Consider the following 10,719-nt stretch of genomic DNA (forward strand, 5'->3'; position numbering starts at 1 on the left):
CGGCCGTAAGGGCGACGGCGAGCCCGGTTGGCGCACGCTCTGGCGTGGCTGGGAGAAGCTTCAGCATGCGGAAACCATCTACCGCATGCATCTCCACCGCCTCTCCTCTCCCAAGGCTGATTCTGGGTAAGTATGAGCCCTTTGGGAGAGGGTCAGGGTGAGGGTCTTCCCCTTGTTGTGGCCCGCTGCCGTGCTGCTCCTCCTGGTGGCGGCGTGCGGCGTGGCTCCCGCGCCCTCGCCTCGGATGGAGCGGCAAGCCATCACCGGGGGCGTGCTCGAGCCGGGCTCCCCCGCCGTGGTGGCGATCGTCCCGGTGTCGCCGCTCTGCGGTGAGCCGGACGAGGCCTCTCCGGTCCTGTGCACGGGCACGTTGGTGGCCCCCCGGGTCGTCCTGACCGCGGCACATTGCGTGGAGAGCCCCGACGTCTCGCAGGTACTCTCGGTGGTGTTCTCGCCCGAGCCAGCGCGGGCGCTCCCCTCCGAGCGCGTGCGTGTCCTCGAGGGCCGGCTGCATCCCGCCTTCAACGCCGTGGGGAACGACATCGGTGTACTGATCCTCGCGGAGGACGCGCCCGTCGCGCCGGTGCCGCTGGCGGATGTGTCCCTGCCGGCGGACGTGGTGGGGCGGACCGTGCGGGTGGTGGGATTCGGCCTCGATGACGAGGGCAGGACGGGCAGCCGGCGCAGCGGTTCGGCCCGGGTGACGGCGGTCGAGCCGGGAACCTTCTCCATCGTGGCCTCGCCCGGGATGTCGTGTGGCGGCGACAGTGGCGGTCCGTTGTTCCTGGGGGACGAGGGGGCCGAGCGCCTCGTCGGTGTCACCTCGTATGGAGATCCCTCCTGCACGAGGGGCACCAACATGCGCGTCGATGTGCATGCGGCTTTCCTCCAAGCCATTCTCGACGATGTGGCTCGAGCACCGCCCACGCGGCCGCCTTTCGAGCCCGCCGTGGATGCGTGCTCGGCGCGGTGTCAGGGCCACGCCGACTGCCCGCTCGGGATGGCCTGTGTCACCCGGTCCGATGGGGAGAAGAGTTGCGCGGTGGCGGGGCTCGAGGCCGGCCGCTTCGGCGCGGACTGCTCCGGACCCGAGGGGGATTGGCTGTGCGTGAAGGCGGGTGGGACGTGCCGGTCATGGCTGCCCTGTGAATCGGCCGCACCCGAGGACGAGGAGAGCGAGGGCGGCTGTGCTGTCTCGGGAAGCCGCGGTAGCTCGGGGATGGCGTTCGCCGCGCTGCTCGCATTGGCGGCCTGTCTGAGGAAGTCAGTTCTTTCAGGGGTGCTCCTGCATGAATGCACGGGGCCGCCTCCGGCCGCGCGGCGTGCCGACTGGTCCGATGGTCGGACCAGTTGCTCCCCATCGCGCCCGGAGCCCCCCTCAGACAGGACCTGCTCCTCCTGGCTTAGACTGACGCTCGTGGCGAATGTCTTCCGAGTCCAGGTGGAGGCCTCCAGCTCCCGAGGGGCCGCGCTGGTGTTGGCGCGGGCGCTTCAACTTCCCCTGGAGGCGGCTCGCCAGTTGATGGCCGAGCCTCGTGTCCTGCCCCGGGATTTGGAGGAGTCCGAGGCGCGGCGGCTGGTGGCCTCCCTCCAGCAGCACGGGGTGGCCTGCGAGCCGGTGCCGGTGGCCGGGCGCGGTGGCTCGCTGTGCGGCAGTCACCCCTCCCTGGCCTCGGAGTCGCCCTGCGAGGACTGCCGCGCGCTGGTGTGCGTGCTGTGCAGGGGCCCCGAGGGTCAGCCGCTCTGCGCCCGGTGCCGTGCCGCGCGGGCCCGCCGCACCCGGGCGAAGTGGATGCGCGTCTCCGTGCTGCTCGCCGTCCTGGTGCTCATCGTGCAATGGGGCACCTCGCGCCAGCGCACCCGCGAGCGGCGCCTGACGTGGGCGCGGCCGTTGGAGGTGGCGGTGGTGCTGCTCGCCCACGGCGAGGTGAAGCCCGAGGTGCGCGAGGCCTGGCGCGAGGGCGTGGGGCGGTTGGAGGACTGGCTCGAGCGCGAGGCGGCACGCTACCGCTCGGACCTGGGGCGTCCCGTTCGCTTCGTCCTGGCCGGCCCCCAGCCCGCGGCCGGGTTGGAGCTGTCGCCGCCCGAGGATTCGCTGGTGGCTCGGGCCCGCCATGCGTGGGCGCTGTCCCGGACCCTGTCCGCCGTGGACGAGGCCGCCGGGTTGTCCGCTCGCACGTTGGATGCCCGCATCTACGTGATGCTGGAGCCGCCGGGCGAGGACGGCGCACGCTTCGTGGAGGGCATGGCCGAGGCGGGTGGCTCGGTGGGCCTGGTGCGGGGCCTGCTGGAGGACACGGGGCTCACGCTGGAGCTGACGGCGGTGGCGCACGAGCTCTTCCACTGTCTGGGCGCCGCGGATGCCTATGACGAGCGGGGCCATGCGCGCGTGCCCGAGGGGCTGGCCGAGCCTGGGCTCCAGCCCCTCTACCCCCAGCCCGCCGCGGAAATCATGGTGGGCGAGGTGCCGCTGGGAGAGGCCCAGGGGCGTCTGCCCGAGTCGCTGGAGGAGGTCCGCGTGGGGCCCGCCACGGCGGCGGCCCTGCGCTGGGGCTCGTGAGGCCGCGCAGGATGCACCCTCACGTCACGTGAGGGTCAAGTCCGCGAGCGGCCGAGTTGAAGGACCCGGCTGAGGGCCGCCTGCTGCGTGGCATCGGGAACCCCGGTGAGCTCCGTGCCATCCGGCAGGTGGACCTTGTATTTGTCGTCGGCGGTGAGGCCGTGGGTCACTTCGGAGAAGGACCAGCGATAGCCACTGCCGGTGGGGGTGAGCTGCTCCAGGTGCCGGTCGAACTCCGCTTCGGGGAGCAGCTGGAGCTGCTCCAGCAGCATGAGCAGGGTCAACCCGTAGAAGTGGCCGGGCGTCTCGCGGACCAGCCTCCGCACGATGTTCCAGAGGTGGCTGTCCTCGAGGAAGACGAGCTGGCCGGGACGCATCACGAGCACACCCGAGCGGAGATTCCTGCGCGAGCCGGTCTTCTCCCCGCGCACCGCGGGGAACATGGCCAGGGGGGACGTGGGAGCGCTCAGGGCCTTTTCGCGCAACCCCAACACGGGTAGCTCCCGCAGCGCGAGCACCGCCATCAGGGCCTGGAGCTTGTCCATTCCCGCCAGGAGCGATCTCGGTCCGTCCTCCCGCCGCACGACCAGCCCGTTCCTGGCGAAGAAGGGGTGGGTGGTGGCGTAGCGCAGCGAGTCCAGGGGCAGCTCCTTCACCTGGCCACGGCTCGTGCGCCACACCAGCCTCCGGGGCGTGAGCCAGAACCGTGCCCTCCGCCGCAGGAGTCCCACGAGCAGGGGAATGCCCGCGATCATGAGGACGCCTGAGACCAGGGTCTCGATGCGGTCCAGGCCGAGCCTGGCCGCGGGAAAACCCCAGCACTGGAGCAGGAAGAGCGCGATCGCGCTGCCCCATGTGGAGTCGACGCCCCCCGTCAGGAGCACGGGTTCGGGCTCGCCGGGAACCTGGAGGTGGGAATCGCGTGCCCTCACCTCCAGACGCGCGAGTCCCTCCGCGAAGCTCCACTCCCCCTCCGGCTCCCAGAAGGCCAGCCGTTGGCGCACGCGTCTCTCCAGCGAAGCCCGCAGGCCGCGGAGCTGACGGGTGAGGCGGTGCAGGGGATGGCTGCCGGGCCAGGACTCCTGGCTCAGGCGGTGCTCGACGCGCTCGAGCGCCTGCGCGAGCGGGGCCTCCAGCTCCCGTACCCGCCGCGGCAGCTCGGGGTCTCGCTGGAGGTGCTTCCTCCACCGGAAGGAGGCGAGCGCCTTCAGCAGGGCCGTCTCCTGGGCATGGGCCTGTTCGAGCACCTCCCAGGCTCCCTCGAGCTGGACTCGCACGTCTCCGGGCGAGGCAACGGAGGCCGCGAGTGCGGGACGGGGTGAAGTGCTTGAAGACATGCGGCGCGAGGGAGTCTACCCCAACCCGCTCCGGCTCTCCCGGGCGGCACGCTATGCTTCCCTCTCTGGCGCACCGCTCCCCGGGAGGCGCGTGGGAGGACTGTCATGAAGCGACACGGTTGGATGTGGGGAGCCGTACTGGGCGTGCTGGCCCTGGTGCTGTGGCTCGCCTCGCGCGGTGCTCCCGGGGTGTCCTCTTCTGGCGGCCCGGGGGACTCCCGTGCCGCGCGCACGGGCGCGGGGCCGATGCTCCAGGCCCTCTTCCCGTCCGAGCCTCCCACCACCGGGGACCCGTCCTCGCGCATCCGTGGCACCGTGAGAAACGCTCGGGGACCCGTGGCGGGCGCGCGGGTGCTCGCCTCGGGGGTGGTGGCGGGGGAGTCGCTCTCGGCGCTGCCCTGCCGGCGGGCGGGCGAGGAGGACCCCGAGCAATCCCTGCTCGACTGCGCCTCGTCGTTCCGGCTGTCCGGACTGGTCAACGAGCGCACCGGAGACGCGCCCGTGCTCGCCCGGGCCACCACCGGGGATGACGGCTCCTTCTCGCTGGAGGGCCTGAAGGCGGGCCGCTACGCGCTCTGGGTGGAGAGCCCCGAGGGCGTGGGCCTGCGGCAGGACGTGCCGGCCGGAGCCGAGGGGGTGGAGCTGCTGCTCGGCGAGGGCGTGCGGGTGTCGGGCCTCGTCAGCGACGAGGAGCGCGTGCCCGTGGCGGGGGTGCTCGTCACCGCCATCTTCACGGCCCACAGCCGCTTCTTCGAGGCCGTCACCGACGCCACGGGCCACTACCGCCTGGGCCCCCTGCCCCGGGGCGAGTACGTGCTGCTCGTCTCCCGGGAGGGCTTCCTGCCCATGCATACGACGTTCACCGCCTACGGCCCGGAGCTGGAGCGGAAGTTCATCCTGTACCGTCCCCGCCGCATCTCCGGGCAGGTGCGGGCCGCCGGGGCGCCAGCGGCGGGGGCGAGCGTCATCACCTGGGTGTACGGCGAGGACGCCGAGCGCGAGGTCCTCACGGACGCGGCGGGGCGGTTCACCCTGGAGGGGCTGCTCCCCAGCAGCTTCGAGCTCACCGCCATTCGGGATGGGCTGTGGGCCAGCGCCCGGGTGGACTTCCACACGGAGGACGGGCCGTCCCAATTCCTGGCGGAGCGCACGGACATCCTCCTGGAGCTGGAGCCCGTCGTCGAGGTGACGGGTGTCGTGCGGGACGAGGCGGGGCGTCCCCTCGAGGGCGTGAGCGTCGAGCTGTCCGAGCAGGACGAGGAGGAAGAGGATCCGCTCGCCATCCCCGTGGCCTCGGGGATGACGGACGCGGAGGGGTGCTACCGCGTGGGGCCCGCGAGGCCTGGACGGCTGCGGCTCGAGGTGACGTCCACGAGCCATGTTTCTGAAGAGGACGGCCATACGGCCGTCTTCAAGGCCGGGACGAGCACCGTGGACTTCGTCCTTCAACGCCTCGAGGGCGAGGAGGTGGAGGAGGCCGCGCCCGAGGCGCCGGGCGAACCCCGGCCGCGTCTGGTGGGCGAGGTGGTGGATGAGCTGGGCGCGCCCGTGTCACAAGCCGAGGTGAGTGTCTGGCCCGAGGCCGGCAAGGGGCCGGGACATCAGCTCGACCACACGCGCACGGACGCGAAGGGGCACTTCTCGTTCAGCGCTCCTCCCGAGGGGCGCTACCGGCTCGCCGCGGAGTTCGCGCAGGACGACGTGACGCATACCACCGAGCGGGTGGTGGAGGTGGGCCAGGGCGAGACGCGCGTGCGGCTGCGCTTCGAGCCGGGGCAGGTGCTCTCCGGTGTCGTGGTGGATACGCGCGGCCAGCCCGTCGAGGGCGCCCGGGTCGAGCTCCGCAGCGCCCTGCGTCCGCAGGTCTTCTACCATGGCAGGCCGATCCGGATGTCTCGGGGGAGCCAGCAGACCGGGCCGGATGGCCGCTTCTCCTTCCAGAGCGTCTCGGGGGAGCAGCTGGAGCTGGTGGTGACGAAGGAGGACTCCGTGCTCGCCTGTGCGGAGCAGGAGGACGGACGCATCGCGCTGCCGGTGAAGCCGGGCGAGCGGGAGCGGCGGGTCCTCCTCCTGCGCCAGGCCACCGCCTCCGGACGCTTCGTCCAGAAGGATGGCTCCCCCGTCCCTTCCTTCGTCGTGAGCCACCAGGGGTGGCGTGACGAGGACGGTCACTTCTCCGTGCCCATCCGGTGTACCGGCACGCTCCAACTGGAGTTCACCGTCGGGGACGACGTCGATGTGCCCGGCTTCCGCCGCATGCGGCACTCCGTGTCCGTCCGCGAGGAGGTGGACACGGACCTGGGAACCATCGTCCTCGACGGGACGTGAGCTCCCCTCGCCTGGAGGGGAGCCCGGTGGGGCTCAGGGCTTGCCGCCCGGGGCCTTCTCCGCCTCGTCCGCCATGGCCTGCAGCACCAGCAGCGTGGCGCGCCCGCGCTGGGTGCTCTCCCGCTGGGCCTCCGGATCCAACCGCAGCGCCGCCTCGAGATCCCGGAGCGCCTCGGCCACCTTCCCCTCGCGCAGCAACAGCTCGCTGCGCCCCACCAGCGCATCCACGTTGGCGACGTTGAGCTGGAGCGCCTGCGTGAACGCCTCCATCGCCTCGGGGAAGCGCTGGAGCTGGGCGTACGTGGACGCCAGGTTGCAATGGAAGACGCTGTCATACGGCGACGCGGCCACCAGCCCCTTGAAGATATCCAACGCGGCCTGCAGCCGGCCTTCCGTCAACAGCTTGTGGCCGAGCGAGGCGATCTCATAGAGCCGCTTCTGCGAGAGGCCCAGGTACTGCGCGGGAGTGATCTGCCCGCGGATGAGGCGTTCTCCCCACTCGGTGGTGTTCGGAGTGGGGGCGGCGTTCGGCGTCTGGGGATTCGGGTTCATGGGAGCTCTCCTCCTGAAGAGGTCAGGCGCTGAAGTGGCCGCGGTGGGTGTGGAGGCTCTGACGGAGATCGTTCATGCGCGTGAACGCATCCATCATCTGGCCCATGTCGTCGAAGCACTTGCGCAGGTGCTTCTCGCGCCGGTCGATATAGGGACCCTCCTGGCCCGGCGCGCTCAGGTGCTCGCTGCCCATGTGGCAGCCCCCCATGCCGCCGGACATCTGCGCCAGCTGGGAGAACAGCTGCGACAGGCTTTCGAAGAGCTGCTGGAACTGATGGGCGTACGGCTGCTGGGAGCCGCCAACCGCCGGGTTGTATTCACCCGGGAGGATGGAGCCTCCGGACGCCGGCTGGGCACCGGGGTTCCCCTGGGTGGGAGGCGTGTTTCCGGCCTCGAGCGTCCCGCCCAGCTCGAAGGACTCGCCGCCATTCTTGCTGCCGGTGACCTCGCGGCCCTGGAAGGACCAGTCATCCGTCTCGCGGCCCATGACGAAGACGTCCTTGTTGCCGAAGCTGTTGGCGTGGGCGTAGCCGTCCTGGGTGACGGTGCCCGTCTTGCCCTTGCCCTTGTCGATGTCGGTGATCTGCACGCGGTCGTTGCCGGCGATGATCTCCAGCTTGGAGGTGACCGTCGCGCCGTTGCCGTGGGGAGCGGTGGCGCAGTTGATGCGGGTGCCATCGCCGAGCACGAAGGTGCTGTCGCGCTTGAAGTCCCACTTGCCGCCGTCGCCCTCGGCCACGTGCGGGTCGCCCCAGATCTTGGTGTTCTTGCCGTCCGGACCGTTGATGATCCACTCGTGCTGCTTGGTGGCCTCGATCTTGTAGCCGCCCGGGGTGGTGACGACGCCCTTGTCGTCCGTCTTCAGGCTGCCGGGCGGGTGGCACGAGTCCTGGGGCCGCGGAGGAGACGTGTGGCAGGGCCGGGGAGGCTGCTGGCACCAGTTCGGCGGGGCCCGCTCCGGGCGGAAGCAGTCGCCGCGTCCGGGCCGGTGGCTCGAGCCCAGCGCCTTCAAGGCGTTGGCCATGGTGCGCACCAGCTGCGCCTCCGCCCTGTTCAGGCATCTCTGGCCCGCGAACGGGCTCGGCCCGGGACCCATTCCCATGGGTTTGGTGGTATCGAATTTCACGGCGCTGTCCTTTCCGAGGCGGACGTGGGGTGGATTGTCCGATTCGCGGAGAGGCCTGAGGCTGGGGTGCATCTGGCTCTTCGCGTCCGGTCAGGGTAGGCACGTGGCCCGGACGGGCCATCCACACGGGGGTCGCAGAGGGCCGTCGCCTGGCGGACAGCGGATGTGTCCGGGTCTCAGTTATTCATAGAGATACCCGAGCGCCCGCGTGCCGAGCATGAGACGCCAGGTCCGTCATGGGAAACCTCCCCTTCGTCGCGCGATGATATCCACCCGGGGCCTCCTGGCCGGGGAGGTCCACGCGAGAGGACGATAGGATGAGCAGGATCCGGGTGAGCGCGTTTCGGTGGGTTCCTCCCTTCGCTCAGGGCGTGGTGCGCGAGCTCCGCGTGCGCTGGGCGCTCGAGGAGGCGGGCCTTCCCTACGAGGAGTGGCTGATCGGACCGGAGGACCAGCGGACCGGGCAATATCGTGGCTTCCAGCCTTTCGGCCAGGTGCCGGCCTACGAGGAGGACGGGCTGGTGCTGTTCGAGTCCGGAGCCATCGTGCTGCACATCGCCGAGCGCTCCGAGGCGCTGATGCCGTCCGAGCCGAAGGCCCGGGCGCGCACGAAGACGTGGATGTTCGCGGCGCTGAACACGATGGAGCCGCCGATCCAGAACCTCGCGGAGGTGGACCTGTTCCATGCGGGAGAGGAGTGGGTGACGCAGCGCCGGCCGCAGGTGGTCGCGGCGGTGAGGGCCCGGCTCGCGGAACTGGGGAAGTGGATGGAAGGCCGGGAGTACCTCGAGGAGCGCTTCACCGCGGGGGACCTGCTCATGACGACGGTGCTGCGCATCCTGCGTCACACGGAGCTGGTCGCGGAGGTTCCGGTGCTCGAGGCCTACCGCCTGCGGTGTGAGGCGCGGCCGGCGTTCCAGAAGGCGCTGGCCGACCACATGAAGCCCTTCGCCAGCAACGCGCCGCCCGCCAGTTGATGGGGTTGCGCATGCACCCCCCTCACCCTGGCCCTCTCCCAGAGGGAGAGGGGAGGGCTGCGGGGAGGACGACGGTGAGGGTGGTGCCCACGCCCTCGCGGCTCTCGGCGCGCAGCGTGCCGCCCAGGCTCGTGACGATGGCGTGGCTCACCGACAGCCCCAGGCCCGTGCTCGCCGGCCGCGTGGTGAAGAAGGGCTCGAAGAGGCGCGCCAGCACCTCGGGTGGCATGCCCACGCCCGTGTCCTGCACCTCCACCACCGCTTCGCCCGCCGGGCCCGTGTACGCGGACACCCGCAGCACGTTGCGCGGGGCGTCCAGCTCGTTCATCGCCTGCACCGCGTTGAGCAGCACGCTCACGAACACCTGCACCAGCCGCGCCTCGTCGCCCTCCACCCGCGGCACCGGCCGGAAGTCCTTCTCCAGCCTCGCCCGGTGGCGCAGCTCGCCCCGCACCAGGCCCAGCGCGTGCTCCAGCACCGGTACCATCTCCACCGTCTCGCGGTGCTCCGGTGGCGCGCGCGAATCGTGCTCTTGGGCTTGAGGGTGGGTTTTAGGGATGCTCACACATGAGACTCCCAAGAAGGTAGAATCAGGCAGCTTGACAATGAGCCTGAGCGGTTCTCGATTCTAGGGGGCAGTGCATGGAGAGCAGCTACTTCGAAACAGATAAAGACTATAACCGCTGGAATGTAAAGAACACCAAGGGCTTTGTCGCTAACATGACGAAGTCATTCAGGCCATCTTACTTTGTTGTCCACCGAGCCAACTGCCCCAAAATTACGTTTGGCTCGTCGCGCTCTAATGTGCCCGGAGCATTCACACAGCGGGGCTACCGCAAGGTTGCAGGTGCCACCTGCGCAAGCGTCATCAAATGGGGACTGCGCGAGGGTTTTATTCCCACTTATATGAGCGCATGCGTATGTTTGAGAGATGCGAGGGGGGAATTCTTGTCGCTATTGGGGCGTGCCGTAAGTCAGACCACGTCTCTCCTCAAGCCATTGTCAACCACCGTTACCCTCAGAGATGACCTTCTCATCACATCCCAGCGATCCAAGAGTTTAGGAAAGGAAGACGGCCAAGAGTCCTTGCGGCATTCTTCAGATGCAAACAGGGTAGGCCGCGATGGGAATTTTTCTTATACACCTATCTTCAGAATCAAGCCAAGAAAAAGAGGTGGACTTCAGTGACGTGGGTGGCGGCCAAGGGCCAGACTCCTGGCTGGGATATACAATACAAGGACACCAACGGGGTGCTCCAAGTTCTGGAAGTGAAGACGACAACCGGCCAGAAGTTCTCAAGCGTGGAAATAACCGCCGGAGAATGGGCCGCCGCTTCGAAAAAGCGCGGCGACTACCATCTAGTGCTCGTCGCTGACATCTATGGTGCGGCCAAGCTTCAGTTCATTCGAGACCCGGTCGGCTGGGTTCAAGAGAAGACTGCACGTACTACTCCGCTTGTTTACCGATTCTCTCTGTATCCCAAATGATAACGAATCATGTGATTGGCGTATTCAAATGCACATTGGTGTACGTGAATGCCCGCAGCGCATTGTGTGATGTGTTCAGGTTGTTCATCGCCTGTACAGCGTTGAACAACAGGCTCGCGAACACCTGCGCCAGCAGCGTCTCGTTGCCCTCACCCGCAGCATCAGCCGGAAGTCCTTCTCCTGCTCTCCCGGTGGCGCAAACTCACCTCCTAACTAGTACTACAGTGGGACTTTGGCGCGAGGGTCTCTGCGTCGGTAATGGCAGCGTTTGGCGATGGCCTGATGGCGGCGTCGCCAGCGGCTCCAGTGCAGGACGAAGTCCAAGGCCGGCCGCACCACCCAAGCGATGTTC

The 10,719-nt window shown here is 69.1% G+C and carries 8 protein-coding genes; 4 read left to right on the forward strand and 4 right to left on the reverse strand.

Annotated features, from left to right (window positions below):
- Positions 1–157: 157 nt before the first annotated feature.
- Entirely contained in the window at positions 158–2,560 is a 2,403-nt protein-coding gene (locus VFZ09_RS30215; protein ID WP_329731167.1) for a S1 family peptidase, read from the forward strand.
- 35 nt (positions 2,561–2,595) lie between these two features.
- Here the strand turns inward: VFZ09_RS30215 and VFZ09_RS30220 are convergent, their stop codons facing one another.
- Positions 2,596–3,897: a hypothetical protein gene (locus VFZ09_RS30220; RefSeq protein ID WP_329731168.1), complete on the reverse strand. Its 1,302-nt coding sequence runs from the start codon at positions 3,895–3,897 to the stop codon at positions 2,596–2,598.
- A 105-nt stretch (positions 3,898–4,002) separates the two neighbouring features.
- On the opposite strand from VFZ09_RS30220, the gene VFZ09_RS30225 reads away from it, so the two are divergent.
- Entirely contained in the window at positions 4,003–6,225 is a 2,223-nt protein-coding gene (locus VFZ09_RS30225) for a carboxypeptidase regulatory-like domain-containing protein (protein ID WP_329731169.1), read from the forward strand.
- Between the two features lie 33 nt (positions 6,226–6,258).
- Here VFZ09_RS30225 and VFZ09_RS30230 read toward each other — a convergent pair whose 3' ends face one another.
- Positions 6,259–6,777, reverse strand: coding sequence for a tetratricopeptide repeat protein (locus VFZ09_RS30230; protein WP_329731170.1), 519 nt, complete (start codon positions 6,775–6,777; stop codon positions 6,259–6,261).
- A 22-nt stretch (positions 6,778–6,799) separates the two neighbouring features.
- Complete coding sequence (locus tag VFZ09_RS30235) at positions 6,800–7,801, reverse strand: DUF1521 domain-containing protein (RefSeq protein WP_329731171.1); 1,002 nt, start codon at positions 7,799–7,801, stop codon at positions 6,800–6,802.
- A gap of 419 nt (positions 7,802–8,220) precedes the next feature.
- Here VFZ09_RS30235 and VFZ09_RS30240 point away from each other — a divergent pair, with 419 nt between their 5' ends.
- Positions 8,221–8,880 carry a glutathione S-transferase family protein gene (locus VFZ09_RS30240; protein WP_329731172.1) on the forward strand — a complete coding sequence of 220 codons (660 nt, stop codon included), beginning with the start codon at positions 8,221–8,223 and terminating at the stop codon, positions 8,878–8,880.
- A 22-nt stretch (positions 8,881–8,902) separates the two neighbouring features.
- Here the strand turns inward: VFZ09_RS30240 and VFZ09_RS30245 are convergent, their stop codons facing one another.
- Complete coding sequence (locus tag VFZ09_RS30245) at positions 8,903–9,445, reverse strand: sensor histidine kinase (RefSeq protein ID WP_329731173.1); 543 nt, start codon at positions 9,443–9,445, stop codon at positions 8,903–8,905.
- Between the two features lie 484 nt (positions 9,446–9,929).
- Here VFZ09_RS30245 and VFZ09_RS30250 point away from each other — a divergent pair, with 484 nt between their 5' ends.
- Complete coding sequence (locus tag VFZ09_RS30250) at positions 9,930–10,367, forward strand: protein NO VEIN domain-containing protein (RefSeq protein ID WP_329731174.1); 438 nt, start codon at positions 9,930–9,932, stop codon at positions 10,365–10,367.
- The last annotated feature ends 352 nt before the right edge of the window (positions 10,368–10,719 follow it).

Source organism: Archangium sp., from assembly GCF_036277355.1.
GTDB lineage: Bacteria > Myxococcota > Myxococcia > Myxococcales > Myxococcaceae > Archangium.

What these genes read in the sequence shown, in the direction of transcription:
- VFZ09_RS30240 (WP_329731172.1), top strand. Translation starts at nt 8,221, where the DNA reads ATGAGCAGGATCCGGGTGAGCGCGTTTCGGTGGGTTCCTCCCTTCGCT.
- VFZ09_RS30225 (WP_329731169.1), top strand. Translation starts at nt 4,003, where the DNA reads ATGAAGCGACACGGTTGGATGTGGGGAGCCGTACTGGGCGTGCTGGCC.
- VFZ09_RS30235 (WP_329731171.1), bottom strand. Translation starts at nt 7,801, where the DNA reads ATGGCCAACGCCTTGAAGGCGCTGGGCTCGAGCCACCGGCCCGGACGC.
- VFZ09_RS30220 (WP_329731168.1), bottom strand. Translation starts at nt 3,897, where the DNA reads ATGTCTTCAAGCACTTCACCCCGTCCCGCACTCGCGGCCTCCGTTGCC.
- VFZ09_RS30230 (WP_329731170.1), bottom strand. Translation starts at nt 6,777, where the DNA reads ATGAACCCGAATCCCCAGACGCCGAACGCCGCCCCCACTCCGAACACC.